This window comes from Streptomyces sp. NPDC015139 (assembly GCF_043079785.1).
GTDB classification, from domain to species: Bacteria; Actinomycetota; Actinomycetes; order Streptomycetales; family Streptomycetaceae; genus Streptomyces; species Streptomyces albidocamelliae.
On record NZ_JBIBUW010000001.1, the window covers coordinates 900,640 to 916,612 of the forward strand.

Genomic DNA, 15,973 nt, shown 5'->3' on the forward strand with positions numbered 1-15,973 from the left:
GTGGCCTGGTTCACCGACTACGACGCCGAACCGCACTGCTGCTGAGGACTGGCTGAAAACGCGTGAACTGCGGGTCGGTCCGCGGTCCGCGCACCGCGGTGCTCGTGCACCCGGGGCCGCGCGACCCCGCCGACCGGCAGCTGGAGGCGGTGGGCGGCCTGCGGAGCCGTCCCGGTCGTCCGGTGCCGGGCAGGTCGCGCGACTCGTGACCGGCCCGCGGCCGCCCGCTCGCGGAGAGCCCGGCCGGCCCGGCGTGTGCGCGGGCGGGCGCCCGGGCAACGTCGGGGAGGGGGCGGCCGCACGACTGCCGACTGCTCCGTTACTGGCAGGTACTTGTCAAGAATCGGCCAAATGCCGGACGTGCACCGGTCCTTGTGGTCGGGTCTCCTGCGTCAGCAGTGTCGACACCCGATCCGGGAGGCCTGGTGTCCGTGCCAACCCGCAGAAGACGGTGGTTCACCGTCTGTGCGCTCACCGCGTCCGCAGCACTGGCGATGATCCCCCCGTCAGCCGCGTCCGGCCGAGGGGTGAACCCCTTCGGAGTGCGCGTCCTCGCTCAACTCGCCCACGAACGCGAGCAGTCGACCGGCGCCGTCGCACCGCACCTGGCGGCGGACGACGACGACGGCAACGAGGCGAACGAGATCGCCGAGGGCGCCGACCAGTACGCCGAGGCCCGTACCTCACCCGGGGTCGTCGCACCCGGCGCCTACGGCGCCGCCTGGCAGGACCTCACCAGGCTCAGGAGCACCGGCGGGGACTGGCGCCACCTCACCGGCCTGCCGTACGACTCCGACGACCGGCGCTACCGCGACATCGACTCCAACTCCAGCGGCGGGTCCGGCGACGTCACCGGCCGGATGGCCGCCGTGGCCGCCGACGACCACGGCTACGTCTACGCGGGCAGCGCCGGCGGCGGCGTCTGGCGCTCGCGCGGCGGAGGCGGCCACTGGCGGCCCATCAGCGACCGGCTCCCCGCCCAGTCCACCGGCGCCCTCGCACTGGACGGATCGGGCCGGCTGTGGCTGGGCACCGGAGAGGCCACCACCAACGCGGACGCCTACCTCGGCAGCGGCGTGTACGTCCTCAGTCACCCCCACCACGGCACGTTCTCCTCGCGCGGCCGGGTCGGCGGCGACGAGCTGGACAGCACCACCGTCCACGAACTCCGCTTCGGCGGCGGCAAGGTGTGGGCGGCCACCAGCGAGGGCGTGTGGAGCCACTCCACGCGCAGGCTGAGCGGCGCGTGGAAACTGGAGTTCGCGCCCAACCCCGAATTCCTGCCGGGTGGTTCGCGGGCCGACGACCCGGACGCCCCGTACAAGAACATCGCCAACGACATCGCCGTCGACCCCAAGGACCCCGCCAAGGTGGTCCTCGCGATCGGCTGGCGCAGCGGCGACGACTACAACGGCTTCTACACCAGGTCAGGTCATACCTGGACGCGGATCACCAGCGGCCTCGGCGACCTGCCGGCCGACGCGGACGGCGTCGGCGGCGTCACCTTCGCCCGCTCCGCCGACGGCTCCCGCTACTACGCGATCGACCAGTCGCCGGAGCAGCTCAACACCAACCCGGACAGCGGCCTGGAGGGCATCTTCGTCTCCAAGTCCGGTTCGCCGACCGGGCCCTGGACGAAGATCGCCGACTACAAGGGCCTCGCCGCGACGGGTTCGGCGCTGACCTCACCCGGATTCATGCCGGGCGTCCAGGCCTGGTACAACCAGTTCCTCACCGTCGACCCGAGCGACCCGCGGCACGTCTACGCGGGCCTGGAGGAGGTCTACGAGACCAAGGACGGCGGCGGCACCTGGTCCACCGTCGGCCCGTACTGGAACTTCGGCTTCTCCTGCTGGCGCATCGACCCGGCCGAGCAGACCGGCGACTGCCACCAGACCACCCACTCCGACCAGCACGGGGTGGCCATCGGCCGGCACCACGGCAAGTCGTACGTGTACGTCGGCAACGACGGCGGCGTCTACAAGCGCCCGGTCGACGGCTCCCAGGACGCCTCCGGCCACGCCACCGACTGGACGTCCCTCAACGACGGCACGATCGACACGCTCCAGTACTACTCGGTCGGCATCGGCAAGGACCCCGACCACGGCGGCCTGTCCGTCACCGGCGGCCTCCAGGACAACGGCCAGTCCGTGCTGCGCAGCGACGACAAGGTGATGGGCTCCAACTTCGGCGGCGACGGCGGTGACACCCTCACCGACCCCGGCAACGGCTGCAACATCGCCGAGGAGTACGTCTACCTCGCCGTCCAGGTCACCCAGAACTGCGCGGTGAACGACGGCAGCTGGGTGAGCGATCCCGCCAAGGCCACCTCGTACGGTGTCGCGCCGCCCGACAACGCCACCGGTGAGGCCCGCTTCATCGCGCCGCTCGCGGCCGACCTGAAGAACCCCGCCGCCTGGGTCGCCGGCGGCCGTCACGTCTGGGTGCAGAACCACGGCTACGCGATCCGCAGCGGCTCCGAGTGGACCAGCGCGCACGACTTCGGCGCGGGCCGGTACGCCACCGCCGTCGCCGCCTCCGGCGGCAGGATCTACGCCGCCTGGTGCGGCCCCTGCAACAACCAGGGCTTCGCCCGCGGCATCGCCGTCGGCAACGCGGACGGCACCGGCTGGCACGACATCACCCTGCCCGTCGACGGCACCGTACCCAACCGCTATCTGAGCGGATTCGCCGTCGACCCGAAGAACGCCGACCACGTCTTCCTCGCCGTCAACGGCTTCTCCCGGCACTGGACCGAGGGTCCCGGCGCCGGCGTGGGCCATGTCTTCGAGTCCACGAACGGCGGCACCACCTGGAAGGACATCTCGGCCAACCTGCCCGACGTGCCCACCGACTCCGCGCTGGTCACGGCGGACGGCGGCCTCGCCGTCGCCACCGACCTCGGCGTGGTGTACCGGGCGCCGGGCCGCACCACCTGGCAGCGCGTCGGCGACCTGCCGGCCGTCGCCGTCCTCCAGCTGAAGACGAGCCCCGACGGCGGCACGCTGTACGCCGCCACGCACGGCCGGGGCATCTACTCCGTCAGGCTGAGGCACCTGCGCTGAGCGCCGAGGGGTGATCCGGCCGGTGCCGGGTCACCCCTGCCGCGGGTACGGCACCACGCGCACGTCCAGCGTGAGGACCGGGCGGGCCGCACCCGCCACGTCCGGCGCCCTGGCGGCCACGGTGACCCGGGCCTCGCCTCCCCGGGCGCCCGCGGAGCGCAGGGCGGCGTGCGCGGTGCCGTCGGCGTCCAGGCGCCAGCCGGACGCGACGACGAGGGCGGGGGCCGAACTCCGCACCCCCTCCCAGCGCTTGTCGTCCACCCGGGGCCGCAGCACGAGGGTCACCACCGTCCCGGGCCGCACGCACAACCGCCGCCGTACCGGATCGCCGGGGGAGACGGCCAGCTCGGCCCGTCCGGCGAGGCAGCGGCCCGGCACGGCCGATGAATCCGGCACGGCCGAGGAACCAGGCACGGAGACACCCGGGGACACCGGGGAACCGGGCGGCGAGGACCCCTGGGCCGAGGACGCCGACTGCGGGGGCCGGGCCGACCCGCCTGCGGACGCACCGGCCTGCCCACCGCGCTCCGACGACGCCCCGCACCCGGCCACCACGAGGATCGCGGCGACCGCACACCCCAGGGTCCACCACCGCATGCCGGCCCACCTCCCGGTCTCGGTCCGCTCCCCACCAGCATGCCTCGGCCACCGCCGCGAGCACGGAACCGGGCACCGGCTACGCGGGCGGACCGGCTATGCGCAGGGTCGCCGTGGGGGGCGGCGCGTCCGAGCCGTCGGAGCCGGTGGCGTCGGTCCACCAGTCGGCGCCGTCCTCGATGTAGCGCAGCAGGACGCCCTCGCGGATCGCCCAGGGGCAGACCACGGCCCGGCGCAGCCCCATGAGCTTGAGCGCCGTGTGCCCGACGACCGCCCCGGCCAGGCTCTGGGCCGCGCGCGGCGCGGAGATCCCGGGCAGCTGGGCCCGCTCGACGGTGGGCAGCGCGGCGAGACGGCGCACCGCCTCGCCCAGGTCCCCGCAGACCAACTCCCGCTCCACGAACGGGCCGAACCGCCCCGGTGCGGCCCCGCACAACCGGGCCAGCTGCTGGAACGTACGCGAAGTGACGGCGGCGGTGCGCGGCCGCTCCCAGCGGATCCGCGAGGCCACGTCCCGCAGCTCGTGCCGGATCCGGCGGCGCAGTTCCTTCAGTTCACCGGGCCCGGGCGGGTCCTGGACGCTCAAGTGCTCCCGCGTCAGCCGGCTCGCGCCGAGCGGCAGGGAGACGGCGAAGTCGGGCAGCCGGCCCCTGCCGAACGCCACCTCCAGCGAGCCGCCGCCGATGTCGAGCAGAGCGAGCGGGCCCGCGTTCCAGCCCAGCCAGCGCCGCGCGGCCAGGAAGGTCAGTTCGGCCTCGGTCTCACCCGGCAGCGTGCACATACGGATCCCGGTCGACGACGCCACCCGGTGCAGGATCTCCTGCCGGTTGGGCGCGCCGCGCACCACCGCCGTCGCGAAGGCCAGCGGCCCCGAGGCGTGCCACCGCCGGGCCGTCGCGCCCGCCGCGGCCACCGCCTTGACCAGCTGCTCCACCGCCTCCTCGGCGATGGTGCCGTCCGGACCGACATGTTCGGACAGGCGCAGCTTCCATTTGACGGTGTGCACCGGCAGCGGAACACCCCCCTCCACATCCGCGATCACCAGTCTGACCGTGTTCGACCCCGCGTCCACCACACTCACCCGCATGGCCGGGAAGTACCCAATTCGACGACCTCGACGCCTCGCACGGGGGGCGTGCCGGTGCACAGCCTCCCGGAGCTGTCCGGATCTCGGCCCCCTATGCGCGCATACGGCCCGCCCTGCCCTTAGATGGGCACGACCACAGTCGGCAGGGGAGCGGTACTTGACCAGAACGGCTGTCACGAAAGTCCTGGTGATCGGCGGCGGGATCGCCGGCACCGCGACCGCGCTGGGCCTGCGCAAGGCCGGGTTCGACGTCACCGTGTTCGAGTCCCACCCCGACACGGCCGAGGACATCGGCGCCTTCCTGACCCTGGCGAGCAACGGCATGCGGGCCCTGGCCCAGCTGGACGCCACCGACGCCGTCACGGCCGTCGGTTTTCCGCTGACTTCCCTGCGCCTGCTCGACCACCAGGGCACCGAGGCCGCGCACGCACCGCTCGGCGAGGCCGCCGACCCGGCCCTGCGCTACCGCTGCCTGCGCCGCGGCGAGCTGAACGCCGCCCTCCAGGGTGAGACCGCCCGCCGCGGCATCCCGCTGCGCCACGGCGCCCGGCTGGAGTCCGTGACGGACGGCCCGGACGGTGTCACCGCCCGCTTCGCCGACGGCACGAGCGCCACCGGGGACCTCCTCGTCGGCGCCGACGGGCTGAACTCGACCGTCCGGCGGCTCATCACACCCGGCGTCAGACCCGTCTACGCGGGCCAGCGTGTCTACTACGGCTACACCGCCGCCGCCCCCGTGGCCGGTCCCGACGGCACCATCACCATGGTGCGGGGCAGCGAGGCCGCCTTCGGATACGCGGTGTCGCCGGCCGGCGAGGCGTACTGGTTCGCCCGGGCCGGTGGAGACCCGCTGCCCGCCGGCGCCTCTGGCGGTCCGTCCGCCGCCCTGCGCGGGCAGTTGCTGCCGCTGCTGCGCAAGGACGCCACGCCCGCTGCCGACCTGGTCGAGGCCGCCGACGACGGCATCATGGTCACCAACGCCACCGAGCTGCCGCTGGGCGCCACGTGGCGTTCCGGACGCGTCCTGCTCATCGGTGACGCCGCCCACGCGGCCTCCCCGGCGACCGGCCAGGGAGCCTCCATGGCCCTGGAGGACGCCGTCGTCCTCGCCAAGGCCCTGCGCGACCTGCCCGACCCGCGCGGCGCGTTCGCCGCGTACGAGCGGCACCGCCGCCCGCGGGCGGAGCACAACATCACCGTCAGCGGGGGCATCTCCCGCGGCACCCGCACCCCGTCCCGCCCGGCCACCGAACCCGCGGCCGGTCCGGCCGGCGGAGCGGCCCGTCCCACGGCGCCGGACGAGGACCTGATCCGCCAACTGGCCTGGGACACCGCCCTTCCGGCCGCCCCGCCCGCGGCGGACTGACCGGCGCGCTCCCGCCCGCACACCCGGGCACGACCGGGGTGCGTCCGCTTGCGAAAGTGCAAGAGGCGGAGCACTGGAGTCCATTGCCGGGGAATCCGCCGGCGCCGGATCGTTCCGTGCAACCGGCCCTTCGGCGACAAGGAGCACCCGTGCGACTCTTGAGCAGAGCAGGCGGCGCCGTGACCGCGGCCGCCGCCCTGGTCCTGGGCGGTGGCACAGCCTCCCCGGCGGCCCCGGTCCCGGCCGGCGCCACCTACAGCGTGACCGTCGGCACCCCCGTGCCCTTCCCCCATCCCACGGACACCCCCGCCACCGCGTTCATCGACAAGGACGGCACCTTCCACTACCAGCAGTCCGCCGCGCTCTACGGCGCCCAGGACCCGCGGGTCTGGGACTTCTACACCGGCAAGGACTTCGACACCGCCGGCTACGACAAGAAGCTCAGCGAGGCGGCCGACCCGGCCAACCCCGCCGACCGCAACGACGACACCACCTGGCGGTGCGAGAACAGCCCCACCGGCCGTGCGGCGACGTACGCCCCGAGCGGCTCCGGCTACGCCAGGAAGAACTACTGCGACCTGTCCGGGGTGTGGGTCGACCCGGACACCGGTGACTGGTACGGCCTGGTGCACAACGAGTTCACCCCGCGTCCCTTCGGCGACGGACTGCACTACGACGCCATCGACTACGCCGTCTCCACCGACCAGGGCCGCACCTGGAGCATCGAGGACCATGTCATCACGTCCCCGTACAGCACCGGCCGCGGGGACACGGCGGCCTTCCCGAACCAGACGTACTCCTACGGCGACGGCGACCAGCGCCTGTTCGTCGACACCGCCTCGGGCTACTTCTACGTCTATTACGGCTCGCGGATCGTCGACAAGGGCGGCAGCTGGAAGGCGTTCTACGAGCACGTGGCCCGCGCGCCGATCGCCGGGAAGATGGCGCCCGGCTCCTGGCGCAAGTGGTACGACGGTGCCTGGACGCAGCCCGGAACGGGCGGCCGGGAGAGCAACATCGTCCCGGCCGACACCGGCCACCCCTCCGGCTACACCCCCGTCACCGACGAGTACGACCCCGCGAACACCGGCACGTCCGCCGAGCAGATCGCGGCCGGGAAGATGCCGCCGACCTCGCCGCTGTTCGTGATGAACATCGCCTACGACGCCTACCTCGGCCTGTACATCGGCACCCCGCAGGCGGTCGACCAGAGCGGCGGCTCACCGCAGTACCTGTACGCCACCGACGACCTGGCCACCCAGAAGTGGCGGCTCATCGGCGGCACCGGCGGGTACACCAACGCCTCCTGGTACCGCTGGTTCCTGGACGGCGCGAACCGCACCTCCTCCGCCGTCGTGGGCAAGAGCTTCCGGTCGTACTGCTCCTTCGGCTGCTCCCACGACGCCTCCGGCGAGTACGTCGACCTCACCGTCCAATCCTCCGCCCCCGCGGCCCCGCCCGTGGACACCGGCCGCGCGCACCGTATCGCCGGCGGTGCGGGCCGGTACCTCGCCCAGGCGTCCGGTTCCGCCACCACCTCGATCGCGAAGCCCACGCGATCCGGCCGTGACGCGTGGCTCTTCCGGCCGACCGGCGACGGCGCGTTCACCGTCGCCAACGCGGCGAGCGGTCGTCTCCTGGGCGTCGACTCCACCACCGCGGCCGGCCGCGCCTGGGGCGCCAGGCCGACCGTCACCGCGGAGCGCGGCGGCGGACCCACCGTCGGGCAGCAGTGGTTCGTGATCCCCGACGCCTCAGCCGACGGCGCCTGCCACCTGGTCAACCGGTACAGCGGCCTCGTGCTCGGCCTCTCCGCCAGGTCCGGCCGGCTCGCCGAGACCACACCGGTGCGCAACTGGACCGACCGCAGCGGCAGTTCCGTCGGCGCCGGCCGCACCGGAGCCGAACAGCTCCTGACCCTCACCCCGGTCGAGAGGTGAACGGCGGCTCGGGCCCGCCCGGCGCACTCCGGCCGCGCGGGCCCGAGCCGGCTGCCTGGCTCCTGCCGTGACTTCCTCCTATCCTGCGCCCATGTCGATCATCAACGGGGCCTCCGACGCACAACTGGCCGTGACCGCGGCCCTGGCCGGCGCGGCGGTGGTGCGCGACCTGTACGGCAAGCGCCTCGCGCGCCACGAGAAGTCCGCCGGCGACTTCGCGACGACCGCCGACCTCGTCGCCGAGCAAGCCATCGTGGACATCCTGCGCGAAGCCCGCCCGCAGGACGCGGTGACCGGCGAGGAGAGCGGACGCACCGGTGCCGCGGGCGCACACCGCCGCTGGCTGGTCGACCCACTGTGCGGCACCCTCAACTACGCCGTGCACACCATGCTCGTCGGCGTGAACGTCGCCCTGCGGGAGGGCGCCGCCATCACCGCGGCGGCGACGGCCGACCCCTTCAGCGGCGAGGTGTTCTGGACCGACGGCGTGCGCGCCCGGGTCCGCCGGGACGGCACCGATGAGGAGGTGACCCCGTCGGCCGGTTCCGCGCTGGTCGACGTCAACCTCGACCCGCCCTTTCCCAGCGCGCCCGGATTCCGGGCCGTGCGCCTGCTGGGCGAGCCCGGCTTCACCGAGCGGTTCCGGCCCCGGGTGATCTCCAGCACCCTGGCGGTGGCGTGGGTCGCCGCGGGGCGCAGGGCCGCCTACGTCACCGACGGCGATCTGCGCGACAGCGTGCACTTCGCCGCCGGAATCGCGCTGTGCCGGGCGGCGGGCTGCACGGTGACCGGTCTGCACGGCGAGCCCGTGCTCACCGGGGCGGGCGGCCTCGTCGCCGCCGCCGACGCCGGGACGCACGCGGCACTGCTGGACCTGATCCGCTCCACCGGCTGAAGTCATCGCCCCGGCAACGCGGTTCGAAGGATTTGGCTTCCGAAGACTTGTGGCCCGCTTGGTTCACCACTTAAATCAAAACATGAACTAAGTAGTGGGGCCGGTCCTCCGGCCCCCGCAGCCGCATGGAGCCGCCGCATGAGTCCACATCGCGCACGATTGAGACCCCTGGGTGTCGCCCTGGCCGCCATGGCCGCGCTGATCGCCCTCCCGCTGAGCAACAGTCCCGCCGCCGCGGCCGAAACCCCCTTGTCCCAGGGGAAGTCGGCCACCGCGTCCTCCACCGAGAACGCCGGCACCCCCGCCTCCGCCGCCGTCGACGGCGACACCACGACCCGCTGGTCCTCCGCCGCGAGCGACGACCAGTGGCTCCAGGTGGACCTCGGCGCCACCGCCTCCGTCACCCGGGTCGTCCTGAACTGGGAGGCCGCCTACGGCAAGGACTACAGGCTTCAGATCTCGAAGGACGCCGCCACCTGGACCGACCTGAAGTCGGTCACCGGTTCGGACGGCGGCACCGACACGGTCGACGTGAGCGGACAGGGCCGCTACGTCCGCCTCCAGGGCGTGCACCGGGCCACGCAATGGGGCTATTCCCTCTGGGAGTTCCAGGTCTTCGGATCGACGTCGACGACGCAGCCGGACTGCGGTACCGCCAACGCCGCGAAGGGCAGGGCCGCTTCGGCCTCCTCCACCGAGAACGCCGGCACCCCCGCCTCCGCCGCGTTCGACGGCGACCCCGGCACCCGCTGGTCCAGCCAGGCCGCCGATCCGCAGTGGGTGCGGGTCGATCTCGGCTCCGTCCAGGACATCTGCAAGGTGGACCTCGCCTGGGAGGCCGCGTACGGCAAGGACTTCCAGATCCAGACCTCGTCGGACGGGCAGAGCTGGAACACCCTGAAGAGCGTCACCGGCGCGACCGGCGGCACCGCGTCCTACGACGTCAGCGGCTCCGGCCGGCACGTCCGGATCCACGGCACCGCCCGCGGCACCGGCTACGGCTACTCCCTGTGGGAGGTCGCCGTGCACACCGGCACCACCGGCACCCCGCCGGTCCAGGGCGGCGGCGACCTCGGCCCGAACGTCATCGTCGTGGACCCCTCCACCCCCAACCTCCAGCAGAAGTTCGACCAGGTCTTCGCCCAGCAGGAATCCGCCCAGTTCGGCTCCGGCCGCTACCAGTTCCTGCTCAAGCCCGGCACCTACAACGGCGTCAACGCCCAGATCGGCTTCTACACCTCGATCTCCGGACTCGGCCTGAACCCCGACGACACCCAGATCAACGGTGACGTCACCGTCGACGCCGGCTGGTTCAACGGCAATGCCACCCAGAACTTCTGGCGTTCGGCGGAGAACCTCGCGATCACCCCGTCCAACGGCACCGACCGCTGGGCCGTGGCCCAGGCCGCGCCGTTCCGCCGCATCCACGTCAAGGGCGGCCTCAACCTCGCCCCCAACGGCTACGGCTGGGCCTCCGGCGGCTACATCGCCGACTCCAAGATCGACGGCACCGTAGGCCCGTACTCCCAGCAGCAGTGGTACACCCGGGACAGCTCGGTCGGCGGCTGGACCAACGGCGTGTGGAACATGACCTTCTCCGGCGTCCAGGGCGCCCCCGCCACCGACTTCGACAACGGCCCGTACACCACCCTGGACAACACCCCGGTCTCGCGGGAGAAGCCCTTCCTCTACCTCGACGGCTCCGCCTACAAGGTGTTCGTCCCCGCCAAGCGCACGAACGCGCGGGGCGTGTCCTGGCCGGCGAACGCGGGCACGTCCCTCCCGCTCGACCAGTTCTACGTCGTGAAGCCCGGCGCGACGGCCGCCACCATCAACGCGGCCCTCGCCCAGGGCCTCAACCTCCTGTTCACGCCCGGTGTCTACCACCTCGACCGGACCATCGACGTCACCCGCGCCGACACCGTCGTGCTCGGGCTCGGCCTCGCGACCCTGGTCCCGGACAACGGCGTCGACGCGATGCACGTCGCCGACGTCGACGGCGTGAGGCTCGCCGGCTTCCTCATCGACGCGGGTTCCGTCAACTCCACCACCCTGCTGCGGATCGGCACCCCCGGCGCCGGCGCCGACCACTCCGCCAACCCCACCACCATGCAGGACGTGTTCGTCCGCGTCGGCGGTGCCGGTCCCGGCCTCGCCACCGACTCCGTGGTCGTCGACAGCGACGACGTGATCATCGACCACACCTGGATCTGGCGCGCCGACCACGGCAGCGGCGTCGGCTGGGACACCAACCGCGCCGACTACGGACTGCGCGTCAACGGCGACGACGTCCTCGCCACCGGCCTGTTCGTGGAGCACTTCAACAAGTACGACGTCTACTGGAACGGCGAACGTGGCCGCACGATCTTCTTCCAGAACGAGAAGGCGTACGACGTCCCGAACGCCGCCGCCGTCACCCACGACGGCATCGTCGGCTACGCGGCCTACAAGGTCGCCGACACCGTCACCATCCACGAGGCCTGGGGCCTGGGCAGCTACTGCAACTTCACGGCCGATCCGTCGATCGTGCAGGCCCACGGCTTCCAGGTGCCCACCACCCCGGGCATCAGGATGCACGACCTCCAGGTGATCTCGCTCGGCGGCATGGGCCAGTACGCCCACGTCGTCAACAACACCGGGGCACCCACCTCGGGGACCAGCACCGTCCCCTCCAAGGTGACGTCCTTCCCGTAGTCCGCGCGGCCGTTCCGGGACGGGGCCGAGCTCCCGTCCCGGAACGGCCGCTTTCCCGGACCGCTCCTCAGTCGGCGGACAGGGTCTCGTGCGGGGATCTGCGGTAGGTGTCCCGGTAGAGGCCCGCGAAGCGGCCGGGATGGTGAAAGCCCCAGCGGGCCGCGACCTCCGTCACCGTCGTCCCGCCGCCCCGGTCGGCGGCCACCAGGTCCCGGTGGGCGTGCGTGAGCCGCACCCGGCGCAGATGGGCCAGCGGGGTGGTGTCCAGATGACGGCGGAAGGCGTACTGCAGCGCCCGTACCGTCACATGCGCCGCCGCGGCGATGTCGGCCACCGTGACGGGCTGGTCCGCGTGGTCGTCGATGAAGGCGAGGGCCCGGCGCAGCATCACCGGATGCGCGTCGTTGCGGTCGGCGGCGGTCGGCTCGGCGAGCGCCGTGCTGGGGAACGCGGCCAGGACGCTCGCCGCCAGGTACTGGGCCGCCGTCGCGGCGATCAGCGGCTGGTCCGCGATCTCCGGATCCGACAGCACGCCCTCGCGCAGGTGGGTGATGGTGCGCGCGAGGTGGCGGGCCGCGGCCGCCGACTGCGGACGGTGCCCGGTCAGCCGCACGGGAGGCGCGCCGTCCTCGCGACCGGCCACCTGGCCGAGGAGCGCCGGGTCCAGCATGGTGATGGTGTAGCGGGCGTTGCAGATCCGTCCCGCGTACGGCAGGTCCGGCGGGGCGAACAGCACCACGTCACCCGGCCCGAACTCGTCCTCGACCCCGTGGTAGCCGTGGTCCCGCACCGTGCCCTCGTGGACGACGCAGAGACAGATCCGGCCCAGCGGCGTCACCGAGTAGCTCATCTCGAAGTCCAGCGCGAGGTCGTCGACACTCACCGCGGGGATACCGGCCCGCCGGATCCGCGCGCGGTTCGCACCGGGTGTCCCACTGCCGATGCGCATCCTGGCGTAGGCACGGCTGAGGAAGTCCTCCGTGACCCCCAGGTCACGACTGTCGAAGGTGAGCGATTCCATCCCCCACAAATGCCCCCTGAACCACCCCGCATGTGCCGTCTGACCAGGTATTTTTCGCTTTCTGGACAACTTTTTGCGATGTCCTTCGCCTGGCGGCTGTTCCTGGCGCACATGGCTTTGCAGGGTGAACGACATGATCGGAAACGACGAGCAGGCGGAACGGCTGAGACTCCTCCAGGAGGAAGTCGACCAGCTGCGGCAGGCCGTGGTCTCGCACGCCGTCGTCGACCAGGCGATCGGCGTGGTCATCACCGCCGGCGGTCTCAGCCCCGAGCAGGGCTGGAAGGCCCTGAAACACATCTCGCAGCACACCAACATCAAGCTGCGGGAGGTGGCGGACACCCTGGTGCGGTGGCCCGCGAGCGGCACCCTCCCCGAAGCGGTCCGCCAGGCCCTGTTCGCCGCCGTCGCGCAGGCACGCGGGGACGGGACCGACGGCCGGGACGGCCGGACGGAGCTGAGCGGAGGCCGGTCGCGCTGAGGGACCCTACGTCCGCACACCCGCCGTGCCGGCCAGGTGCTCCCGGGCCCGCGCACGCGGCTCCGCAGACCCTGCGGGTCATGGCGCGTACGTGACCGGTACGTCCCGAACTGCGGGCGTGCCGGCCGGCGCATAGGGTGGCCTCTGCGGGCGGCCGGACGGGCGCCCGCCACCCGGGTCAAGAAGCCGGCCCCGCTGACGAAGACTCGTCCGGCAGGCGGGCCTTGGCCCCGTCCGGCGGTCTCCGGGACCGGACCGTGCGTCCGGCGGGCCTGCCCCCGGCACTCGATCAGGAGACGGCCCGACTTCACCCCGACCGGAAATCTCCCATGGTTACCGGTTTCGGACGCCCCGGCCCGGGGACCTCGGTACGGCAGCCGTGCCGACCCTTTCTTCCGTGTTCGACCCGATGCGTTCACCGAGTCGGCCGTATGTCCCGGCGTGGCCACCGCGCGGCGCGCACCTCACCGCGCCCCGCGCGGACCCCCCATGACCAGCGAAGGACTGCCACTGATGAGCGAGACCAATCCCCTCAAGCATGCGGCGGACAAGGTGGCGAAGGCCCTGCGCGGTGCTGCCGAGGGCCCGGAGGACGGCGTGCCCGGCAAGCCGGGCCCCGAGTCGCCGCCGTTCGCCGAACCGACGGAGCCCCGCGAGCCGTTGCCGTCCAAGCCCGACCAGAGCGGCCCGGACACCGTCTCGCCCACCGGTCAGCCCACCGGCGCCGACCAGGCACGGATGGCGCAGAGCGGCAGCTATCTGACCGACGCGCAGGGCACCCGGCTGTACGACACCGACCACTCGCTCAAGGCGGGCCCCCGCGGCCCGGTCCTGCTCCAGGACCACCACCTGCGCGAGAAGGTCATGCACTTCGACCACGAGCGCATCCCCGAGCGGGTCGTGCACGCCCGCGGCGCGGGCGTGCACGGCGTCTTCCGCAGCTACGGCACCGCGGCCGGCGTCACCAAGGCGGCGTTCCTCGCCGAGGACAGCGAGACTCCGGTGTTCGTCCGCTTCTCCACCGTGCTCGGTTCGAGGGGGTCCTCCGACACCGTCCGCGACACCCGGGGGTTCGCGACGAAGTTCTACACCAGCGAGGGCGTCTTCGATCTCGTCGGCAACAACATCCCGGTGTTCTTCATCCAGGACGCGATCAAGTTCCCGGACGTCGTCCACGCCGCCAAGCCGCACCCCGACCGGGAGATCCCGCAGGCCCAGAGCGCCCACGACACCTTCTGGGACTTCGTCACGCTGCACACCGAGGCCACCCACCACACCCTGTGGAACATGTCCGACCGGGGCATCCCGCGCTCCTTCCGGGCGATGGAGGGCTTCGGCGTCCACACCTTCCGCCTGGTGAACACCGCCGGCGAGACCACCCTGGTGAAGTTCCACTGGAAGCCGAAACTGGGCGTGCACTCCCTGGTGTGGGAGGAGGCGCAGATCATCAACGGCGTCGACCCCGACTTCCACCGCCGCGACCTCTACGACGCCATCGAGTCCGGCGCCTACCCGGAGTGGGAGCTGGGTATCCAGACCTTCCCCGACACCCCCGAGCAGACCTTCGAGGGCATCGACCTGCTGGACGCGACGAATCTCGTCCCCGAGGAACTCGCCCCCGTGCAGCCCATCGGCCTGCTCACCCTCAACCGCAACCCCTCGAACTACTTCGCCGAGACCGAGCAGGTCGCCTTCCACGTCGGCCACCTCGTCCCCGGCATCGACGTCACCGACGACCCGCTGCTGGCCGGCCGGCTGTTCTCCTACCTGGACACGCAGATCACCCGGCTGGGCGGGCCCAACTTCCCGCAGATCCCGATCAACCGGCCGCACTCGCCCGTCAACGACATGCTGCGCGACGGCTTCCACCAGACCGCCGTGCACCGCGGTGTCGCCCCCTACCGGCCCAACTCCCTCGACGGCGGCTGCCCGTTCACCGCGGGCGTCGACACGGGCGCGTTCATCGAGACGCCCGTACGGGTGCCGGAGGCCACCAAGGTCCGTGAGGCACCGGAGTCGTTCGACGACCACTTCAGCCAGCCCCGCCGGTTCTGGCTCAGCATGAGCCCGGTGGAGCGCGAGCACATCATCGGCGCCTACTCCTTCGAACTCGCCAAGTGCTACGAACAGGCCATCCGGGAGCGGGCGTTGCAGGTCCTCGCGAACATCGACCCGGAGCTGTGCGCGGGCGTCGCCGCCGGACTCGGCCTGCCCGCACCCGGGCCGACCGTGCCCCTGGCCGAGGTCGAACCGAGCCCCGCCCTCTCCCAGGTCGGTCACACCTGGCCGACCGACGGCCGGATCGTCGGCATCGTCACCGGCCCCGACGGCGACCTCGACGGCGTACGGGCCGTGCGCGAGGAGGTGCTGAGCGGCGGCATGGTCCCCCTGATCGTGGCACCGGCCGGCGGCACTCTCGATGACGGCGCGGACACCCTGACCGTCCAGCGGACCTACGCCACCGCCCGTTCGGTGGAGTTCGACGCCCTGCTGGTGGCCGGGACCCCTGGGGTAGGTGTCGACGCCTACGGTGCCCGCGACGCCAAGGCCGGCACGCCCACGGCCCAACTGGGCACCCCCGACCCCCGGGTGGGACTGCTGCTGGCGGAGGCCTACCGGCACGGCAAGGCCATCGGTGCCGCCAAGGGCGGCGAGGCCGCGCTGGAGGCGGCCGGCATCCCGCTCGACGCCCCCGGGGTGGTCGCCGGCGACACCGCGACGGCGGTGCTGCAGCAGCTCACCCGGTTGCTCGGCGCCCACCGGGTCTGGGAACGCTTCCCCTCGGCCGCCTGACCGGAACGGCGGACGCGCGGCGGTCCGATCGGCC

At 72.7% G+C, this 15,973-nt stretch carries 10 protein-coding genes; 7 read left to right on the plus strand and 3 right to left on the minus strand.

All coding sequences use genetic code 11. From position 1 onward, the window contains the following. Positions 1-425: 425 nt before the first annotated feature. Entirely contained in the window at positions 426-3,065 is a 2,640-nt protein-coding gene (locus ACF08B_RS03990) for a glycosyl hydrolase (protein WP_392315915.1), read from the plus strand. Between the two features lie 30 nt (positions 3,066-3,095). On the opposite strand, the gene ACF08B_RS03995 is transcribed toward ACF08B_RS03990, so the two are convergent. Further along, a complete protein-coding gene (locus ACF08B_RS03995; protein ID WP_392315916.1) occupies positions 3,096-3,662 on the minus strand; it encodes a hypothetical protein in 567 nt (188 codons plus the stop codon). Positions 3,663-3,741: 79 nt separating this feature from the next. Beyond that, positions 3,742-4,749: a Ppx/GppA family phosphatase gene (locus ACF08B_RS04000; protein WP_392315917.1), complete on the minus strand. Its 1,008-nt coding sequence runs from the start codon at positions 4,747-4,749 to the stop codon at positions 3,742-3,744. Positions 4,750-4,906: 157 nt separating this feature from the next. Between ACF08B_RS04000 and ACF08B_RS04005 the strand changes: the two genes are divergently transcribed. The 4 genes from ACF08B_RS04005 (at position 4,907) to ACF08B_RS04020 (ending at position 11,644) form a co-directional block, all read left to right on the plus strand. Then, positions 4,907-6,115, plus strand: coding sequence for an FAD-dependent oxidoreductase (locus ACF08B_RS04005; protein ID WP_392315918.1), 1,209 nt, complete (start codon positions 4,907-4,909; stop codon positions 6,113-6,115). 149 nt (positions 6,116-6,264) lie between these two features. Beyond that, entirely contained in the window at positions 6,265-8,055 is a 1,791-nt protein-coding gene (locus ACF08B_RS04010; RefSeq protein ID WP_392315919.1) for an RICIN domain-containing protein, read from the plus strand. Between the two features lie 91 nt (positions 8,056-8,146). Further along, entirely contained in the window at positions 8,147-8,950 is an 804-nt protein-coding gene (locus tag ACF08B_RS04015) for an inositol monophosphatase family protein (protein WP_392315920.1), read from the plus strand. A gap of 138 nt (positions 8,951-9,088) precedes the next feature. Beyond that, on the plus strand, positions 9,089-11,644 hold the full coding sequence (locus tag ACF08B_RS04020; protein WP_392315921.1) for a discoidin domain-containing protein: 2,556 nt from the start codon (positions 9,089-9,091) through the stop codon (positions 11,642-11,644). A 67-nt stretch (positions 11,645-11,711) separates the two neighbouring features. On the opposite strand, the gene ACF08B_RS04025 is transcribed toward ACF08B_RS04020, so the two are convergent. Then, positions 11,712-12,665 carry a helix-turn-helix transcriptional regulator gene (locus ACF08B_RS04025; protein WP_392315922.1) on the minus strand — a complete coding sequence of 318 codons (954 nt, stop codon included), beginning with the start codon at positions 12,663-12,665 and terminating at the stop codon, positions 11,712-11,714. Between the two features lie 133 nt (positions 12,666-12,798). On the opposite strand from ACF08B_RS04025, the gene ACF08B_RS04030 reads away from it, so the two are divergent. Both ACF08B_RS04030 and ACF08B_RS04035 read left to right on the plus strand, forming a co-directional pair. Further along, positions 12,799-13,146 carry an ANTAR domain-containing protein gene (locus ACF08B_RS04030; RefSeq protein WP_392315923.1) on the plus strand — a complete coding sequence of 116 codons (348 nt, stop codon included), beginning with the start codon at positions 12,799-12,801 and terminating at the stop codon, positions 13,144-13,146. Positions 13,147-13,659: 513 nt separating this feature from the next. Next, positions 13,660-15,939 carry a catalase gene (locus tag ACF08B_RS04035; protein ID WP_392315924.1) on the plus strand — a complete coding sequence of 760 codons (2,280 nt, stop codon included), beginning with the start codon at positions 13,660-13,662 and terminating at the stop codon, positions 15,937-15,939. Positions 15,940-15,973 lie beyond the last annotated feature (34 nt).